This is a genomic window from Pantoea allii (assembly GCF_002307475.1).
Lineage (GTDB): Bacteria > Pseudomonadota > Gammaproteobacteria > Enterobacterales > Enterobacteriaceae > Pantoea > Pantoea allii.
Genome location: NZ_NTMH01000030.1, coordinates 177,906 through 195,313, shown reverse-complemented (window position 1 = coordinate 195,313; position 17,408 = coordinate 177,906). Strand labels below are relative to the sequence as shown.

General features: G+C 56.2%; 16 protein-coding genes. 8 read left to right on the top strand and 8 right to left on the bottom strand.

All coding sequences use genetic code 11. The features are described from left to right. Nucleotides 1–379: 379 nt before the first annotated feature. Both CMR03_RS10435 and CMR03_RS10430 read right to left on the bottom strand, forming a co-directional pair. Nucleotides 380–2,119: a penicillin-binding transpeptidase domain-containing protein gene (locus CMR03_RS10435; RefSeq protein ID WP_063878176.1), complete on the bottom strand. Its 1,740-nt coding sequence runs from the start codon at nucleotides 2,117–2,119 to the stop codon at nucleotides 380–382. A 276-nt stretch (nucleotides 2,120–2,395) separates the two neighbouring features. After that, the gene (locus tag CMR03_RS10430; protein ID WP_096011538.1) at nucleotides 2,396–4,669 is read right to left on the bottom strand and encodes a molybdopterin guanine dinucleotide-containing S/N-oxide reductase; all 2,274 of its coding nucleotides are present in this window, start codon (nucleotides 4,667–4,669) and stop codon (nucleotides 2,396–2,398) included. A 187-nt stretch (nucleotides 4,670–4,856) separates the two neighbouring features. Here CMR03_RS10430 and galR point away from each other — a divergent pair, with 187 nt between their 5' ends. From galR to nrdG, 3 genes are all read left to right on the top strand, one after another. Continuing rightward, on the top strand, nucleotides 4,857–5,867 hold the full coding sequence (galR, locus tag CMR03_RS10425; RefSeq protein ID WP_063878175.1) for an HTH-type transcriptional regulator GalR: 1,011 nt from the start codon (nucleotides 4,857–4,859) through the stop codon (nucleotides 5,865–5,867). Between the two features lie 437 nt (nucleotides 5,868–6,304). After that, on the top strand, nucleotides 6,305–8,443 hold the full coding sequence (gene nrdD, locus CMR03_RS10420) for an anaerobic ribonucleoside-triphosphate reductase (RefSeq protein WP_096011473.1): 2,139 nt from the start codon (nucleotides 6,305–6,307) through the stop codon (nucleotides 8,441–8,443). Beyond that, nucleotides 8,440–8,907 carry an anaerobic ribonucleoside-triphosphate reductase-activating protein gene (gene nrdG, locus CMR03_RS10415; RefSeq protein ID WP_096011472.1) on the top strand — a complete coding sequence of 156 codons (468 nt, stop codon included), beginning with the start codon at nucleotides 8,440–8,442 and terminating at the stop codon, nucleotides 8,905–8,907. Before nrdD ends, nrdG begins: the two co-directional genes overlap by 4 nt. Here the strand turns inward: nrdG and CMR03_RS10410 are convergent. Continuing rightward, nucleotides 8,899–9,534 (bottom strand): NAD-dependent epimerase/dehydratase family protein, encoded by a 636-nt coding sequence (locus CMR03_RS10410; protein ID WP_096011471.1) that lies wholly within the window; start codon nucleotides 9,532–9,534, stop codon nucleotides 8,899–8,901. The two genes, nrdG and CMR03_RS10410, sit on opposite strands and share 9 nt — an antisense overlap. 146 nt (nucleotides 9,535–9,680) lie before the next feature. Between CMR03_RS10410 and CMR03_RS10405 the strand changes: the two genes are divergently transcribed. After that, entirely contained in the window at nucleotides 9,681–10,202 is a 522-nt protein-coding gene (locus CMR03_RS10405; protein WP_063878171.1) for a type 1 glutamine amidotransferase domain-containing protein, read from the top strand. 40 nt (nucleotides 10,203–10,242) lie between these two features. On the opposite strand, the gene CMR03_RS10400 is transcribed toward CMR03_RS10405, so the two are convergent. Beyond that, nucleotides 10,243–10,671, bottom strand: coding sequence for a YhbP family protein (locus CMR03_RS10400; RefSeq protein ID WP_096011470.1), 429 nt, complete (start codon nucleotides 10,669–10,671; stop codon nucleotides 10,243–10,245). Between the two features lie 82 nt (nucleotides 10,672–10,753). Here CMR03_RS10400 and CMR03_RS10395 point away from each other — a divergent pair, with 82 nt between their 5' ends. Beyond that, nucleotides 10,754–11,041 (top strand): GIY-YIG nuclease family protein, encoded by a 288-nt coding sequence (locus CMR03_RS10395; protein ID WP_096011469.1) that lies wholly within the window; start codon nucleotides 10,754–10,756, stop codon nucleotides 11,039–11,041. Here CMR03_RS10395 and CMR03_RS10390 read toward each other — a convergent pair. Together CMR03_RS10390 and ubiT are read right to left on the bottom strand one after the other, a co-directional pair. After that, a complete protein-coding gene (locus CMR03_RS10390; protein WP_063878169.1) occupies nucleotides 11,025–11,531 on the bottom strand; it encodes a GNAT family N-acetyltransferase in 507 nt (168 codons plus the stop codon). The genes CMR03_RS10395 and CMR03_RS10390 overlap by 17 nt on opposite strands. Continuing rightward, nucleotides 11,525–12,049, bottom strand: a complete 525-nt coding sequence (ubiT, locus tag CMR03_RS10385) for a ubiquinone anaerobic biosynthesis accessory factor UbiT (RefSeq protein WP_096011468.1) — start codon at nucleotides 12,047–12,049, stop codon at nucleotides 11,525–11,527. Before ubiT ends, CMR03_RS10390 begins: the two co-directional genes overlap by 7 nt. A gap of 205 nt (nucleotides 12,050–12,254) precedes the next feature. Between ubiT and ubiU the strand changes: the two genes are divergently transcribed. The 3 genes from ubiU (at nucleotide 12,255) to CMR03_RS10370 (ending at nucleotide 15,267) form a co-directional block, all read left to right on the top strand. After that, nucleotides 12,255–13,250 (top strand): ubiquinone anaerobic biosynthesis protein UbiU, encoded by a 996-nt coding sequence (ubiU, locus tag CMR03_RS10380; RefSeq protein ID WP_096011467.1) that lies wholly within the window; start codon nucleotides 12,255–12,257, stop codon nucleotides 13,248–13,250. A gap of 9 nt (nucleotides 13,251–13,259) precedes the next feature. Then, nucleotides 13,260–14,144, top strand: a complete 885-nt coding sequence (locus CMR03_RS10375; protein WP_096011466.1) for a U32 family peptidase — start codon at nucleotides 13,260–13,262, stop codon at nucleotides 14,142–14,144. A 112-nt stretch (nucleotides 14,145–14,256) separates the two neighbouring features. Beyond that, nucleotides 14,257–15,267 carry a luciferase-like monooxygenase gene (locus CMR03_RS10370; protein ID WP_063878165.1) on the top strand — a complete coding sequence of 337 codons (1,011 nt, stop codon included), beginning with the start codon at nucleotides 14,257–14,259 and terminating at the stop codon, nucleotides 15,265–15,267. Nucleotides 15,268–15,358: 91 nt separating this feature from the next. On the opposite strand, the gene CMR03_RS10365 is transcribed toward CMR03_RS10370, so the two are convergent. Together CMR03_RS10365 and yrbN are read right to left on the bottom strand one after the other, a co-directional pair. Further along, the gene (locus tag CMR03_RS10365) at nucleotides 15,359–17,263 is read right to left on the bottom strand and encodes a DEAD/DEAH family ATP-dependent RNA helicase (RefSeq protein ID WP_063878164.1); all 1,905 of its coding nucleotides are present in this window, start codon (nucleotides 17,261–17,263) and stop codon (nucleotides 15,359–15,361) included. Beyond that, nucleotides 17,256–17,330 (bottom strand): protein YrbN, encoded by a 75-nt coding sequence (yrbN, locus tag CMR03_RS25860; protein ID WP_226374622.1) that lies wholly within the window; start codon nucleotides 17,328–17,330, stop codon nucleotides 17,256–17,258. Before yrbN ends, CMR03_RS10365 begins: the two co-directional genes overlap by 8 nt. Nucleotides 17,331–17,408 lie beyond the last annotated feature (78 nt).

Genomic DNA, 17,408 nt, shown 5'->3' with positions numbered 1-17,408 from the left:
AACGGCATCAGCAAAGATTATCAGCTACTTGTGTTACGACTTTCCATCGCCAAACCGTAAGGTTTGCGTTAAGAAACCTTACCAGTCTGCTGTCAGCAAGGCGAGCGCGCAGAGAGAGGCCGCGTGGATACGATGGCTGACCCTGCCGGCGACGAAGGCAGGCCTGTGCTTCAGGCAAAAAAAACCCACGCATCTGCGTGGGTTGGTGTAATAACGATTGGCCTTGCCGGAGCAGTGCCCGTTTTCACACCCATCAATACCTCTGGGATTTCCATCCTCTCACTCTGTGAGGGACAGGGACAGATGAAAAAGGAAAATGAATTCGGCGAAATGAAACGAGGTGTAAAAACATCCACACCTCGCTTACAGTTTGATTTGGTTAGGATTTATCTGAACCGCTATCCACAGGCTTGCTGTAGATAGCATCCGGGGCAATATTCATGTGCTTGAGCACCGGCCCCATGATGTTACCGAACACCGGCGCAGCAACGGAGCCGCCGAAGTGATCGCCTGCGGTCGGATGGTTAATCATGACCACCAGCGCCACCTCGGGATGACTGGCCGGGGCAATACCTGCGGTGTAGTTGACATAGCCACCGTCATACTTCCCGCTGGTGCCCATTTTTTCCGCCGTACCGGTTTTGGTGGCCAGACGGTAGCCCGGCACCGCCGCCTTGACGCCGGTCCCGCCCGGTAAGACGTCACTTTCCAGCATGTGCACGACTTCCTTCACCGTTTCCGGGTTCGCGACCTGCTTGCCCAGCACCGGCGGTGTAACTTTGGTGATCGACAGCGGACGATAAACGCCATAGGAACCCAGCGTGGCGTATTCCCGGGCAATTTGCAGCGGCGTGACGCGCAAACCATAGCCAAAGGAGAAGGTCGCGCGTTCGATATCCGCCCAGCGCGTGCGGTGCAACGGGAAGTAGCCCACGCTTTCACCGGTTAAGCCTAACCCGGTCGGTTTGCCAAGACCAAACGCATAGAAGGTGTTTACCAGCGCCTCTGCCGGCATCGCCAGGGCAATATGTGACACGCCGATGTCGCTCGATTTTTGCAAGATACCGGTCATGGTCAGACGTGGCCAGTGGCCGACGTCGCGAATCAGGTGGCCGTTAACCCGGTAAGGCGTGGTATCCAGCACAGAATCTGGCCGCACCAGGTGGCGCTCCAGCCCTTCCATCACTACCAGCGGTTTTACCGTCGAGCCCGGCTCGTAGCTGTCGTTAATGGCGGTATTGCGCATCTGCGCCGGGGTTGCCCCCTGATAGTTGTTGGGGTTGAACGACGGATAAGAGGCCATTGCCAGAATCTCGCCGGTGTCAATTTTAACCAACACCGCCGCGCCCGAATCGGCCTTGTTTAACAGCACGCCATCGCGCAGCTTACTGTACAGCGTGTACTGGCTGAATTTATCGATGCTGAGCTGGACCGTGGGCGGCTGCGTGGGCGGCTGATAGCTGATCATCGAGATGATATTGCCCGCCGCATCCTGGCGATAGACTTCTTTACCCGGCTGGCCCTGCAGGACTTTATCGAAGCCTTTTTCCAGACCGTTCAGGCCCGTGTTATCGGCCCCGACAATCCCTATCAGCGGTGCGGAGGCTTCACTCATCGGATAAAAACGGCTGTCATCGTAAACTTCACTGATGCCCTTAAGTTTCAGATCTTTGATGTCTTTGGCGATCCCCAGCTCGACTTTGCGACCAAGGTAGAGGAAACGACGTTTTGGGTTCGCGGTGATTTGCGCCGCCACCTCTTCCGGTCGCATACTCAGCGCCGCCGCCAGATAGGCCCATTTGGCGCTGGTAAAATCAGGATTGCTCTCCAGCACGCGCTGCGGGTCCGCGATCACGTCCCGCGACGGCACGCTGAGCGCCAGCGCTTCGCCATTGCGATCCAGCAACGTGCCGCGGCTGGTGGGCAAGGTGACGGTGCGCAGCGAGCGCTGATCGGCCTCATGCTCAAGCATCGGCTGGTTAAGAAACTGCAAATCAGCCACGCGCGCCAGCAGAACCGCCAGGCAGGTAAATACGCCGAGGCAGATCAGACGAAAACGGAAAGGGTTAAACGGGGCTTTTATCTGGTCTTTACCCAGTAATTTTTTAATCCGGGGCATGGCAATCCGCTGCGCTTAAAAAAAAGAGGTCAATCCAGCAGTTATAATCAAAGCGCTGGCAAAAACACAGGAAAACTGTGTATCAGTTCGTTATCGTTCATTTTGTTCAGGGCAAAAAAAACCTGCGTATCTACGCAGGTCGGTGTAATCAAGAAAAAATCAATTGATGTTCACCCATCAATACCTCTGGGACCCTGACTGTAGCAAGCGGTGCGGCTTTTTTGCCACGACTGAAACGCAACAGATGCCTGCAAAATGTAACCAGCCATGAGATCCTTACGCTTTTGTGCAAACGGCATGTTTTTTAATGTCAACCAGGCAACTCATGGCATTGGGCCCCTGCGTCAGGGATGATGTGCCGATATCCAGGGTTAACACGTTCGGGTTACCTGCACGGTCAAAGGGCTGCCACGCTTTGCCAAAGCCGGGATCAAACCAGGCGCCGGTGGCAATGATCACCACGCCCTGCTTCAGCCCTTCCGTTAACCGCACGCCAGCCAGTATTTTACCGCGCGCATTACTGACCTCGATCGCATCGCCGTCCTCGATATCACGCGCCGCCGCATCCGCCGGATGCATATACAGGGTTTCATGCCCGGCGGTTTTGTTGCCCTGAACGCTGGCCGTCGCGTCTAACTGGCTGTGTAGCCGGTCCGATGGCTGGATGGAGATCATGTGAAGCGGATAATCACGGCTGGCTGCCGCGCCCAGCCATTCCTGAGGCTCACGCCATTCCGGATGCCCGGCCATATCTTCCAGCTGGTAATCCGCGATGGTCTGACAGAACAGCTCAATTTTACCGCTCGCGGTCTGAATTGGGTTGGCCTCGGGATCGGCGCGGAAATCTTCCATAAAGATGTAGGGCTTGCCGCCTTCGGGAATCTCCACAAAGCCACGCTGCCAGAACTCAGCGAACTCAGGGAAAGGAATGCCACGACGGCCATGCGCCACCGCACATTGCTGGTAGAGATGTTCTATCCACTGCATCTCGTTGCGCCCTTCGGTGAAGGTGTCGCGATAGCCTAAGCGCTCCGCCAGATCGGCAAAAATATCAAAGTCATTGCGCGCCTGATGCTGCGGCTTAATCGCCTGATGCATCGCCAGCACAAAACGGTCACGCGATGAACCGCCGATATCATTGCGCTCCAGCGTGGTGGTCGCGGGCAGTACGATATCGGCCATCTGTGCAGCAGCCGTCCAGACAATATCCTGAACCACCACGGTATCGGGCTTCTGCCAGCCTTCCACCAGCCGGTTAAGCTGTTGATGATGGTGGAACGGATTGCCGCCCGCCCAGTGCACCATATGAATGTCCGGATAGTGCAGAGTGTCGCCCTGGAAACCGTAAGGCTGGCCTGGGTTAAGCAGCATGTCGCTGATGCGCGCCACCGGAATGGACAGACCCGATGGATTCGGCCCGGTGCTCATCATCGGCGCGGGGCCTTCCTGACGCGGATTGCCTACGCTGTTCATTGAGCCGTGCCCAAACGAGAAGCCCGCGCCCGGCAAGCCCGGCTGCCCGAGCATGGAAGAGAGCGCGATCATCATCCAGTAAGGCTGTTCGCCACGGTGGGCGCGCTGGACGGAATAGGAGCAGGTGATAAAACTGCGTTTGCCGATCAGCTGCTGGGCCAGTTGCACAATGCGATCCGCCGGGATATCGGTGATCTTACTTGCCCAGCCGGCAGTTTTGGCGATGCCGTCGCTTTCGCCCAGCAGGTAGGCACGCAGTTGTGGCCAGCCGGTGCAGTGCCGGGAAAGAAACGCCTCGTCGGTCGCGCCACGCTGATAAATTTCATAGCCCAGAGCCAGCATCAACGCCACATCGGTATTGGGCCGGATCGGTATCCACTCTGCGTTAACGAACGCAGGACAGTCGTCGCGCATCGGGCTGATGTTAATCACCGGCGTGCCTTTCGCCGCCAGCTGCTCCAGCGCCGGTTTCAGGCTGTGCTGGCCTGCGCCGCCGGATGCGATTTGCGCGTTTTTCAGCGCCAGTCCACCGAAGGCGACAAACACTTCCGCATGTTCCACCACCTGCGGCCAGTCGGTGACGCGCCCGGTCAGCGGCATGTAGGTGCCCATCACGTAGGGCAGGAAAAACTGCGCGGCGCCCCAGCTGTAGTTGCCTTGCTGATCGACCCCGCCGCCGCCCTGGAAATAGAAGCGGCGCACCAGCGTACGCGCATGGTTAACCCGTCCTGCCGATGACCAGCCGTAAGAGCCGTTAAAAATGCCCGACGCACCGTAGCGTTCGCGAATGCGGCGATTTTCCTCTGCCACCAGATCCAGTGCGGTATCCCAGTCAACGGCAACAAAATCTTCGCGTCCGCGCAGCGTACGGTCGCTGTTTTCGCGGGATTTCAGCCATGAGCGGCGCACCATCGGCTGGCGAATGCGCTTGTCTGAATAAACCAGTTCAGGAATGGTGTTGAGCATCGGCGAGGGATCGGCGTCAGCAAAAAAAGGTTCACAGCCGATAAGACGGTCATTTTCGCTTACCGCAGTGAAGGCGCCCCAGTGCGCCAGATGTGGCACTTTTATTTTCATGGTCATCGCTTTGGCAGGTGTTGGGATAAGCAGCATAGCATGGGCCAGGTCCCTGGCAGAAGGCATCACCAACCGTCTGATTTTACCTTGTTTGCGACAGCGCTGGCATTCTGTTGTCTTGATGTGCGCCCGCTTTTCCGTAACACTGGTGCGATGTGTAAACGTTTCCCCAAAATCAGGTAAACGCATGGCTACCATTAAGGATGTTGCCCGGTTGGCGGGTGTTTCTGTCGCCACGGTTTCCCGCGTGATCAATAATTCACCTAAAGCCAGTGACAGTTCACGTCAGGCTGTCAGTCAGGCCATGGAATCGCTGCAGTATCATCCAAACGCCAATGCACGGGCGCTGGCCCAGCAGTCAACCGAAACCCTGGGGCTGGTGGTTGGCGATGTTTCCGATCCTTTTTTCGGCGCGATGGTTAAAGCCGTTGATGAGGTGGCAGGCCAGACGGGCAACTTTTTGCTGATTGGTAACGGTTACCATAATGAGCAAAAAGAGCGCCAGGCGATTGAACAACTGATGCGGCATCGCTGCGCGGCGCTGGTGGTTCACGCCAAAAAAATCCCCGACAGCGAGCTGGAAGTGTTGATGAAGCAAATGCCGGGCATGGTGTTACTGAACCGGCTGCTGAAAGGGTTTGAAAAGCGCTGTATCGCGCTCGATGACCGCTACGGTGCCTGGCTCGCCACGCGCCATCTGATTCAACTGGGCCACCAGAATATTGCCTTTATCTGCTCCACCCACACCATTTCCGATGCCGAAGATCGCCTGCAGGGTTATTACGATGCGCTGCAGGAGCATGGTCTGCCCTGCAATGACAGGCTGGTCGCCTGGGGCGAACCGGATGAAGTTGGCGGTGAACAGGCCATGACCGAACTGCTGGGACGGGGTAAAAACTTCACCGCTGTGGCCTGCTACAACGACTCCATGGCAGCCGGTGCGCTGGCGGTGCTGAGCGATAACGGCGTGCAGGTGCCGGAAGAGATGTCACTGATCGGCTTTGATGACGTGCTGGTTTCCCGCTACGTTCGCCCGCGTTTAACCACCGTGCGTTACCCGATTGTCACGATGGCCCAGCAGGCCGCCGAACTGGCTCTGGCTCTCGCGCATCAACAGCCGCTGCCCGAAGTGACCAATATGTTCAGCCCTACGCTGGTACGTCGCCATTCGGTTGGTGGCCCGATTACCTCATCCTGATTTCACCTTTAGCATGCCGCGCGCTCAGCGCGGCATTCAACCCACACGGAGCGCGCCACCCCCGTGCTCAGAGTGTTTTTCCCGTCACCCTCCTTCAGCCGTTGCGTTCTGTGGACTCCGCCAGGGCATTGGTGTTGACGCAAGGCGGCGACGAAAAGGTCAATGCACAGCATCTTTCGGCGTGACGACACTGGCACGGTTCCCTGCGAGTCAATGGCAAAAAAGAACGATAAACAGAGTTAAGCCAGTTTGTGGCGTAAGCAAATTAGCGCGCAGAGAAAGGCGATCCTGGGTCGTTTTTTTTCCGGCGCTGGTTTTATCTCCTTGTTCACGGCTTCTTTGCTTCAGGTCAAAAACAAGCCAATTAATTCGCTGCAATTACTACATGTTGAGCCTAGAATCCAAAAACACACCTATATGTAGTTAATGGAGAGAAAATGGCAACGGTGGTGGTGAAGCGCGACGGATGCCGCGTAGGCTTTGACGCACAGCGTATCGCTGCAGCGGTGGCGGCGGCGGCACGGGCAGCAAATGTGGAAGATGCACCCTGGTGCGCCACAGTAGCCGATCGGGTCAGTACCCAACTGGCCGATCGCGAGGAAGTGGATATTGGTGATATCCAGTATGCGGTGGAAGAAACGTTGATGGCGGGGCCTTATCCTCAGCTGGCACGCGCCTATATTGAGTATCGTCACGATCGCGACGTAGAGCGCGAACGCCGCAGCCAACTGCATCACGCCATTCGCGGTCTGGTGGATCAGACCAACGCCGCCCTGCTACATGAAAATGCCAATAAAGACAGCAAAGTGATCCCGACACAGCGCGATCTGCTGGCCGGGATCGTGGCAAAACACTACGCCCAGCAGCAGATCCTGTCGCGAGATGTTGTGCAGGCGCATGAGCGCGGCGAGATCCACTATCACGATCTCGACTATTCGCCCTTCTTTCCCATGTTTAACTGCATGCTGATCGATCTGCAAGGCATGCTGACCAACGGCTTCAAAATGGGGAATGCCGAGATCGAGCCGCCAAAATCCATTGCCACCGCAACGGCCGTTACGGCGCAGATTATTGCTCAGGTCGCCAGCCATATTTATGGCGGTACCACCCTGAATCGCATCGATGAAGTGTTGGCACCCTATGTGGAAAAGAGCTTTGCTAAGCACCTTGCCGTGGCTCAGAGCTGGCACATTCCTCAGGCGGAAGCCTATGCCCGCGAGCGCACTGAAAAAGAGTGCTATGACGCCTTTCAGTCGCTGGAGTACGAGGTGAACACGTTACATACGGCAAATGGCCAAACGCCGTTTGTAACCTTTGGTTTTGGCCTGGGCACCAGTTGGTCAGCACGGCTGGTTCAGACCGCCATTCTGCGTAACCGCCTGGCCGGGCTGGGTAAAAACCACAAAACCGCCGTGTTTCCTAAACTGGTGTTTACGATTCGTGAAGGCATTAACCGCCGTGCGGACGATATTAACTATGATATCAAGCAACTGGCGCTGACCTGTGCCAGCAAGCGGATGTATCCCGATATTCTTAATTACGATCAGGTCGTTAAGGTCACCGGCTCCTTTAAAACCCCGATGGGCTGCCGCAGCTTCCTGGGCGTTTATGAAGAAAACGGCAAGCAGATTCATGAAGGCCGCAACAACATCGGTGTCATCAGCCTGAATTTACCGCGCATTGCACTGGAAGCCGCTGGCGACGAAACCCGTTTCTGGGCGTTGCTGGATGAGCGGCTGGCGCTGGCAAAGCGGGCACTCATGACGCGCGTCGCCCGGCTGGAAAAAACCAAAGCCCGCGTTGCGCCGATCCTCTATATGGAAGGAGCCTGCGGCGTCCGGCTCAATGCCGATGATGAGATTGGCCCGATTTTTCGTAACGGTCGCGCCTCGCTGTCACTGGGCTACATCGGTTTGCATGAAACCCTGAACGCCCTGAGTGGCGCAAAACAGCATCCTTTCGATGATGCGACACTGCGTGCCAAAGGCGTTGCCATCGTGGCACGGATGCGCGCCGCGACCGACGCCTGGAAAGACGAAACCGGCTACGGCTTCAGCCTTTACAGTACGCCCAGTGAAAACCTGTGTGACCGTTTCTGCCGTCTGGATGCCGCACAGTTCGGGGTGGTAAACGGCGTTACCGATAAAGGCTACTACACCAACAGCTTTCATCTGGACGTCGAGAAGAAGGTGAATCCTTACGATAAGATCGATTTTGAAGCGCCCTATCCTTCGTTGGCTAACGGCGGGTTTATCTGTTACGGCGAATATCCCAACGTGCAGCACAACCTGAAAGCGCTGGAAGACGTTTGGGATTACAGCTACGACCGGGTGCCTTACTACGGCACTAATACGCCTATTGACGAGTGCTACGACTGCGGTTTTAACGGTGAATTTACCTGCACCAGCCGTGGCTTTACCTGTCCCAACTGTGGCAATCACGATCCCGCGCGGGTTTCGGTTACGCGGCGCGTGTGTGGTTACCTGGGAAGCCCGGATGCCCGTCCGTTCAACGCCGGTAAACAGCAGGAGGTTCAGCGTCGGGTGAAACACCTTGATAGCGGACAGCTGGGATGATGCGCATCCATCGCTACTACGATGTCGATATTGTTAACGGCCCCGGCACACGCTGTACGCTGTTTGTTTCGGGCTGCGAGCACCAGTGCCGTGGCTGTTACAATCAGAGCACCTGGCGGCTGGATTCTGGCGTGCCTTTTACACTGGCGATGGAAGAGCAGCTACTGGCTGACTTGAAAGATACGCGCATCCCGCGTCAGGGTTTATCGCTGAGCGGCGGCGATCCGCTGCATCCCCACAATGTGCCGCATATCCGTCGCCTGGTGAAACGGGTCAAACAGGAGTGTGCAGGCAAAGACATCTGGTTGTGGACCGGCTATGAGATGCAGACGCTCAGCCCGGCGCAACGGGCAGTCCTGCCCTGGATAGACGTCATGATTGACGGGCGGTTTGAAGCGGCAGAGAAAGATGCCACGCTTCTGTGGCGTGGCAGCCGCAATCAGCAAATCTGGTACTTACGCTGACGCACGCGGGATATCACCCGACGCGATGAGCGTGAACCCGGATTTTTCCTCAGCAAACGCCTGGTGATGCAGGTAGCGCGCCACATCCTGGGCCGCGACGGCGCGCCAGTTGCCAGGCAGCCAGGCGAACAGCGGGGCCATCAGGCTTTCCCCACGGCGTTTATCTTTTCGCTCACCCAGCAACAGTGAGGGCCGGACCACCGTCAGGTGCGGCCAGTCCTGATGGCGCAACGCATTTTCCATCTCACCCTTAACGCGATTGTATAAAAAAGGGGAATGACGATTTGCGCCGTGCGCGCTGACCACCAGCATCTGTCTGGCACCCAGACGTAAACCGTTCAACGCAGTATCCACCACCAGCGTGTAATCTACGTGAATAAATGCCTGTTTACTGCCCGCCTGTTTGCGGGTCGTACCCAGGCAGCAAAATACCGTCGTCAAGGGTGTGTCCAGCGGGCGCAGGACATCGGTTAGATCGGCTTCAACGGGATTGATCACTTTATTCATCACCGGCAGCGCACGGCGAGTCGGCGCAATAATTTCATCAACGCGCGGGTCAGCGATCAGTAAACGCAGCAGGTGCGATCCCACTAACCCGGTTGCGCCCGTCAGTAATATACGATTCATCTCGGAATATTCCCTGTTTCGCCGCCAGCCGTGCAAAATCTGGCCAATGTGAGCCGCCTGGCTTGCGTTCTCAGAATCGACAACCAGACTTAACAGGTAATCAGGATAGCGCAGTATGCGCCTAACATGCCTAAAGGAGGGTAAAGATGAGCACCAAAATTGCGGTTCTGATCACCGATGAATTTGAAGACTCTGAGTTTACCTCGCCAGCCGAGATCTACAAACGCGCAGGCTATGAAGTGGTAACGATTGAGGAGCAAGCGGGCAAAACCGTGAAAGGCAAACAGGGTGAGGCTGAAGTCACTATCGATCGCAGCATCGACGAAGTGAGTCCGGCAGAATTTGATGCCCTGCTGTTGCCAGGCGGACACTCACCGGATGCATTGCGCGGTGACGATCGCTTTGTTGCCTTTACCAAAGAATTTGTGGCGAGCGGCAAACCCATTTTTGCTATTTGCCACGGGCCACAACTGTTGATCAGTGCGAATGGTGTGCGCGGTCGTAAAATGACCAGCGTAAAAGCCATTGCCATTGACCTGATCAATGCCGGTGCCGACTTCCGCGACGAGGAAGTGGTGGTTGACAGTGACAAACTGGTCACCAGCCGCACGCCCGCGGACCTGCCCGCGTTTAACCGTGAATCCCTGCGTATTCTGCAGGCGCTGTAACGGCCTTACGCCCTTTTCCGCCAGGAAGGGGGCGCTTTATTTACGCCTCGCGTTGCCAGACAATTTTTTTACCAAATCCCAATGCATTGTCCGTCATTTTCAGCTCATCCAGCGTAATTTCCCATAAGGGCGCGGCGACCTTGCGCGAAACCGGAAAACGCCGTTGATAGGCGGTGCACGCTTCCGTTGCTTCTTCGTCGCTGAGCTGCCTGATCTGACCACGATACTGCACGCCCTTTATCAGCAATACCGTCTTCGGTTGTCCATTGATGGTGCCCGCTACGCTGTTGTGTTTTATCGCCAACAGGCCGTGACGTGTATCTGGCTCGGTCATCAGCCAGAATACCATGCGTGACTCATCAAACACGTAGTAGCAGTTTGCACACCACAAATCGTTGTCGGCACAGCAGCATAATGAAAGCACATGCTGCTTTTTCAGGTAACGAACAAGATGGGAACGATCAGACACAATCAACTCCGGGTCAGGGCGATGGATAGCGCACCGCAAGGAAGCACGGTACACTGCCGGGCAGGCATTTCTGGGACAGATTATGGGTCAGCACTGGCAACTTTACCTGATACAAACAGCCGCAGGCAGCCTGTATACCGGCATCACGACTGACGTCACGCGCCGCCTTGGGCAGCATGAGCAGGGTCGCGGTGCCCGAGCCTTGCGCGGTAAAGGCCCGTTAACGCTGGTTTATGCCTGCGCGGCGGGTGACCGCGCGCAGGCTTCCGTGCTGGAATATCAGGTTAAGCAGCTGACCCGTCAACGAAAACTGCAGCTGGTTGCCGAGCAACCGACTCGTCTTGAAGCGTGGCTTAGCTCAGCTGATTAAAGGGCGCGGAATACTCAATACGTCCTTCAGCGCCGTCAAACGCGTTGTCCGCCAGACGATAAACCTGGAAGGCCGCTTCGCTGCCCGGCCAGCGGCAGTGCAAACCGTGCCGGGCCGCAGGTTCGAAGCCCAGATGGTGATACAGTGCGGGGTCGCCCAGCACCACAACCGCACTGTAGCCAAACTCATTCAGCGTATCCAGGCCTTCATAAACCAGTTGTTTCGCGATGCCCTGTCCACGCAGGCTTTCATCCACGGCCAGCGGGGCCAGCCCGACCCAATTGCGATCTTCGCCCTGCATGGTAACCGGGCTAAACGCGGCATAACCCAGCACCTGACCTTCATCGTCAGTCGCGACCACGCCCAACGTTAACAGGCCGTCTTCGCGCAGGGCCTGAGTGAGCTCAGCTTCAGCTGAAGTGGGAAAGCAACGTCGCAGTAATGCATCGATACCGGCGGCATCCACGCCAATTTCTGTGCGTATTAACATGAGCCACCCGCGCGTGCCTGTGCGGCTTTCGCGTCCTGTTGCATTGTTGTCTCCACGATTGCAGCCATCTGCTGAATGGCGGTACGTAACCCCTTGGGCATGGTGTCGAGTTCAATTGCATCCATTACGTTCTTAACCTCCAGTCCCAGTTCCGTATCCCCTTCAATCAGCAGTCGGCGCTGAAAGAAAAGCATATCTGGATCCGCTTTGCGTGCTGCTACCAGCAACAAATCATTGGCGTTGCCCCGGAACCAGACATCTGCTTCGGCATTCTGCAACACCCTCAGTCGACCGCCTTCCAGCGTGGTGATCCACGTGAGATTAACATCGCTAATCTCAATACCCAAAAAGCGTCCCTGAAGGAAGTCTAACTCACCTTCGGCTAAAACATGACGAAATTGCCAGTTTAAGAGTTGTTGCAAGAGCCGCTGCTTCAACGTGAATGGGGCGAATGTTGCAGGTAAGCTGAGGATTTTAGGGCCATTTTTCACTAAACTGGCAGATAACCGCTGGAACACGCTTTGCACTCCCGTCAAAAAAATTTTAGCTATATTGCCACAGACAGCGGTTCTCGCCGCTGGTGAGATCAATAAAACCCGCCGCTGAAGGGTTAAAAAAATGCCAGGCTATCTCATCAATGACGGTTTCACTGCCCCAAATCAACATTTCCCCGAAGCGCCATGACTAGACTCGTGCTCCATCTGCATGTCGAGAGGATTGAGTATGGAGTTGCTGTGTCCGGCCGGGAACCTGCCTGCAATACGAACCGCCGTTGAGAATGGTGCCGATGCGGTTTATGTCGGGCTGAAAGATGACACCAATGCGCGTCACTTCGCCGGGTTAAACTTTACTGATAAGAAGCTGCTTGAGGCGGCACATTATCTCCATCAGCATCGTCGTAAGCTGCACGTGGCGATCAATACCTTTGCGCATCCCGATGGCATGCATCGCTGGCAGCGGGCCATTGACGTGGCGGCTGACAGCGGCGCGGACGCGCTGATTCTGGCCGATATGGCGACGCTGGAATATGCCACCGCACGCTATCCACATGTTGAACGCCATCTGTCAGTACAGGCTTCCGCCACTAACCTTGAAGCCATTCGTTTTTACCATCGCCATTTTCATTTGCACCGTGTGGTGCTGCCGCGCGTTTTGTCGATTCATCAGGTAAAACAGCTGGCGCGCAGTACCCCTGTTCCGCTGGAGGTCTTTGCCTTTGGCAGCCTGTGTATCATGGCGGAGGGCCGCTGCTATCTCTCCTCCTGGCTAACGGGTGAATCCCCGAACAGTAAAGGTGCCTGCTCACCCGCGAAGTTTGTGCGCTGGCAACAGACGCCAGCCGGCATGGAGGCACGTCTCAATGAGGTGCTGATCGATCGTTATGACGCGGAGGAAAGCGCGGGCTATCCCACGCTGTGCAAAGGCCGCTACCAGGTCGACGACCAGCGCTACCATGTGCTGGAAGAACCCACCAGTCTTAACACGCTTGAACTGTTGCCAGAGTTGCTACGGGCAGGCATTGCCTCGGTGAAAATCGAGGGGCGCCAGCGCAGCCCTGCCTATGTTTCCGATGTAGCCCGCGTCTGGCGTCAGGCGATCGATCGTTGTAAAGCCGAGCCGGATAACTTTGACGTGGCGCAGCAGTGGATGCAGACGCTCGGCGCGCTGTCAGAGGGCTCGCAAACCACGTTAGGCGCTTATCATCGTGACTGGCAGTAAGGAAAACCCATGAAATACGCCCTTGGGCCAGTGCTGTGGTACTGGCCAACCGCCACGCTGGAACACTTTTATCAACTCGCCGCCAGCAGCAGCGCCGATATCATCTATCTTGGGGAAACGGTCTGCAGCAAGCGGCGTGCGACGCCCTTTACTGCCTGGATGAGCCTGGCGCGTGAGCTGTCAGCCAGTGGTAAGCAGGTGGTCATCAGTACGCTGGCTTTGCTGCAATCCCCTTCTGAGCTCAAAGAGCTGCAGCGCTACGTTGAAAATGGCGAGTTTATTATTGAGGCCAACGACGTTGGCACCGTCAACATGGCAGCCGAACGCAAGCTGCCCTTTGTCGCGGGCCCCACGCTGAATGTGTATAACGCCGATACGCTGCAGCTTTTGGTGAAAGAGGGAATGACGCGCTGGTGTTTGCCGGTTGAAATGCCACGCGACTGGCTGGTGCAACTGCTACAGCAGTGCGAAACCAAAGGCATACGCCAGCAGTTCGAGGTGGAAGTGCTGGGCTATGGCCATCTGCCGCTGGCGCTGTCGGCTCGCTGCTTTACGGCTCGCTCGGAGAATCGCGCCAAAGATGACTGCGAAACCTGCTGCATTCATTACCCTAACGGACGCCAGGTCCTGTCGCAGGAGCAACAGCAGGTCTTCGTCTTAAACGGTATCCAGACCATGAGCGGTTACTGCTATAACCTGGGGAACGATCTGGTTGGCATGCGCAACTGGGTGGATATCGTGCGGCTGTCGCCTCAGGACACGCAAACCTTAAGTCTTATTGACCGGTTTCGCCAAAACGAGGAAGGCCAGGCACCGCTGGATCTGGAGAAAAATCGGGATTGTAACGGCTACTGGCGCAAGCTGGCGGGGATGGTTTTACTGACCACCGACTGAAAGGCACATACAGGCAACATACTGAGAGTGTAAAAAGTTTTAATATGGCGGATGTTACGCAATACTTGATGGTGCAGGGTCTGACACCTGCGCTATACACTCTGGAGTACCCATGTCTGATAAAAAAAACGTTCGCCTTTCCGTTCTGGATCTTGCCCCTGTTCCGCAGGGCGCGACGCCACGTGATGCTTTCCATAATTCACTCGCGTTGGCGCGTCAGGCAGAAAAACTGGGGTTTGAACGTTACTGGCTCGCCGAGCACCACAATATGACTGGCATTGCCAGTGCGGCCACCGCCGTGCTGATTGGCTATCTGGCCGCCAACACCACCACGCTACGTCTGGGTTCTGGTGGCATTATGTTGCCTAATCACTCACCGCTGATGATTGCAGAGCAGTTTGGTACCCTGGCTTCGCTGTATCCCGATCGTATCGATCTGGGATTAGGCCGTGCACCGGGTTCGGACCAGCGCACGATGCTGGCACTGCGTCGTCATCTGTCGGGCATTCATGCCGATACCTTTCCGGACGATGTTGCCGAGCTGATCGACTGGTTTGATGCGGAAGCGGGCGCGCAGCCGCCGGTGCAGCCGGTTCCCGGCTTAGGAATGAAAATTCCGGTGTGGCTGTTAGGTTCCAGCCTTTATAGCGCTCAGCTCTCGGCCAAAATGGGACTGCCGTTTGCCTTTGCCTCACACTTTGCGCCGGACCAGCTGTTCCAGGCCCTGCACGTCTATCGTGAGAACTTCAAGCCTTCCGCGCGCCTTGCCGAGCCCTACGCCACGGTGTGCATAAACATTGTTGCCGCTGACACCGAAAGTGAAGCGCGTTTTCTGTTTACCTCTATGCAGCAGCAATTTATTAATCTGCGTCGTGGTAAACCGGGTCCGCTGCCTGCACCGGTACAGAATATGGACAGTCTGTGGTCGCCGTCTGAACAGTATGGCGTGCAGCAGGCGCTGAGCATGTCTCTGGTTGGCGATGTGGATAAGGTACGGCATGGTCTGGCTTCACTGCTGCGTGAAACTCAGGCAAATGAGGTGATGGTTAACGGGCAAATTTACGACACCGAAGCGCGCCTGCATTCGTTTAAGCTGGCCATGGAAGCTGCCAGCAGCCTGTAGCCAGCGGCGGTGATCCTGTGATGGGTCAACGACAAGACAAAAAAAAGGGAAGCCCGCAGGCTTCCCTTTTTATTACACCGAATAAGCTCGCTTACGCGTCACGACGACGTGGTGCAGCAGCACCGTCTTCACGACGTGGACCACGACCGCCTTCACGATTGAAAGGGCGTGCACCATCACGACCGCCTTCACGGCGCTCAGAAGAGAAGCGACGCGGGCCCTGACCTTCAGGACGCGCAGCACCGCCACGACGCTCGCCAGCACCGGCACCCGGACGACGTTCGCCACGGCCACCTTCATGCGGCTGAGCATCACCCAGTAACTGCATATTCATCGGCTTGTTCAGAATACGCGTACGGGTAAAGTGCTGCAGCACATCGCCAGGCATGCCTTTCGGCAGCTCGATGGTGGAGTGCGTACCGAACAGTTTGATGTTACCGATGTAACGGCTGCTGATATCGCCTTCGTTAGCAATAGCGCCCACGATATGACGAACTTCAACACCGTCATCACGGCCCACTTCAATACGGTACAGCTGCATATCGCCAACGTCACGACGCTCGCGACGTGGACGGTCGCCGCCCTCACGGTTTTCGCGTGGGCCACGTGCTTCACGTGAATCACGGCTCTCACGACGATCGTCACGCTCACGGAATTCACGACGCGCTGGACGTGGTGCATCAGCAGGAACGATCAGCGGACGCTCACCCTGTGCCATTTTCAGCAGAGCCGCAGCCAGGGTTTCGATATCCAGCTCTTCTTCAGGCTGCATCTTAGCCAGCAGCGCACGGTACTGCTCCAGATCGCTGCTTTCCAGTTGCTGTTGAACTTTCGCAGCAAACTTAGCCAGACGACGCTGACCCAGCAGTTCTGCATTTGGCAGCTCAACTTCTGGAATAGTCAGCTTCATGGTGCGTTCGATATTACGCAGCAGACGACGCTCGCGGTTCTCTACGAACAGCAGTGCGCGACCGGCACGACCTGCACGACCGGTACGGCCGATACGGTGAACGTATGATTCTGAGTCCATCGGAATATCGTAGTTAACAACCAGGCTGATACGCTCAACGTCCAGGCCACGGGCCGCAACGTCGGTAGCAATCAGGATATCCAGACGACCATCTTTCAGGCGCTCCAGCGTCTGCTCACGCAGTGCCTGGTTCATATCGCCATTCAGTGCCGCACTGTTGTAACCGCTACGCTCCAGCGCTTCTGCGACTTCCAGCGTTGCATTTTTAGTACGTACGAAGATGATTGCCGCATCAAAGTCTTCTGCTTCAAGGAAGCGAACCAGCGCATCAGTTTTACGGCCGTGGGCAGTCCAGTAGCTCTGGCTGATATCCGGGCGCGTTGTCAGGCTTGACTGGATGCGAACTTCCTGCGGATCTTTCATGAAACGCTTGGTAATACGACGAATCGCTTCTGGCATAGTGGCAGAGAACAGTGCGGTCTGATGACCTTCTGGGATCTGCGCCATGATAGTTTCAACGTCTTCGATGAAGCCCATGCGTAACATTTCATCTGCTTCGTCCAGAACCAGACCACGCAGGTTAGACAAATCTAAGGTGCCACGTTTCAGGTGGTCCAGCAGGCGGCCTGGCGTACCCACGACAACCTGTGGTCCCTGGCGCAGTGCGCGCAGCTGCACGTCATAACGCTGGCCACCGTAAAGGGCAACCACGTTCAGACCGCGCATATGTTTAGAGAATTCGGTAACAGCTTCAGCAACCTGCACCGCCAGTTCGCGGGTCGGTGCCAGCACCAAAATTTGCGGTGCTTTAACAGTTGGGTCGATGTTATGTAACAGCGGCAGCGAGAACGCTGCGGTTTTACCACTCCCGGTCTGCGCCATACCTAACACGTCACGGCCCGCCAGCAGGTGAGGAATACACTCAGCCTGGATTGGGGATGGCTTTACATAGCCCATGCCATTCAGTGATTCAAGGAGTTCGGCGTTCAGGCCAAGGTCAGCAAAAGTGGTTTGAATATCAGTCATGTAGTACACGTGCCTCGTTGATTGCGGCGGCCAGTCTACATAACTCGTCGTGAAAACTTTCAGTCATTTTCATCAAAAAGTGTGAACCGGCTCAAATTAGAAGTTTTGACGAACAGAAAAGCCTTCATCCCTGAAGATGATGACT

Coding starts and splice junctions, on each gene's coding strand:
- CMR03_RS10435 (WP_063878176.1), bottom strand. CDS start 2,119: ATGCCCCGGATTAAAAAATTACTGGGTAAAGACCAGATAAAAGCCCCG.
- CMR03_RS10430 (WP_096011538.1), bottom strand. CDS start 4,669: ATGAAAATAAAAGTGCCACATCTGGCGCACTGGGGCGCCTTCACTGCG.
- galR (WP_063878175.1), top strand. CDS start 4,857: ATGGCTACCATTAAGGATGTTGCCCGGTTGGCGGGTGTTTCTGTCGCC.
- nrdD (WP_096011473.1), top strand. CDS start 6,305: ATGGCAACGGTGGTGGTGAAGCGCGACGGATGCCGCGTAGGCTTTGAC.
- nrdG (WP_096011472.1), top strand. CDS start 8,440: ATGATGCGCATCCATCGCTACTACGATGTCGATATTGTTAACGGCCCC.
- CMR03_RS10410 (WP_096011471.1), bottom strand. CDS start 9,534: ATGAATCGTATATTACTGACGGGCGCAACCGGGTTAGTGGGATCGCAC.
- CMR03_RS10405 (WP_063878171.1), top strand. CDS start 9,681: ATGAGCACCAAAATTGCGGTTCTGATCACCGATGAATTTGAAGACTCT.
- CMR03_RS10395 (WP_096011469.1), top strand. CDS start 10,754: ATGGGTCAGCACTGGCAACTTTACCTGATACAAACAGCCGCAGGCAGC.
- CMR03_RS10390 (WP_063878169.1), bottom strand. CDS start 11,531: ATGTTAATACGCACAGAAATTGGCGTGGATGCCGCCGGTATCGATGCA.
- ubiU (WP_096011467.1), top strand. CDS start 12,255: ATGGAGTTGCTGTGTCCGGCCGGGAACCTGCCTGCAATACGAACCGCC.
- CMR03_RS10375 (WP_096011466.1), top strand. CDS start 13,260: ATGAAATACGCCCTTGGGCCAGTGCTGTGGTACTGGCCAACCGCCACG.
- CMR03_RS10370 (WP_063878165.1), top strand. CDS start 14,257: ATGTCTGATAAAAAAAACGTTCGCCTTTCCGTTCTGGATCTTGCCCCT.
- CMR03_RS10365 (WP_063878164.1), bottom strand. CDS start 17,263: ATGACTGATATTCAAACCACTTTTGCTGACCTTGGCCTGAACGCCGAA.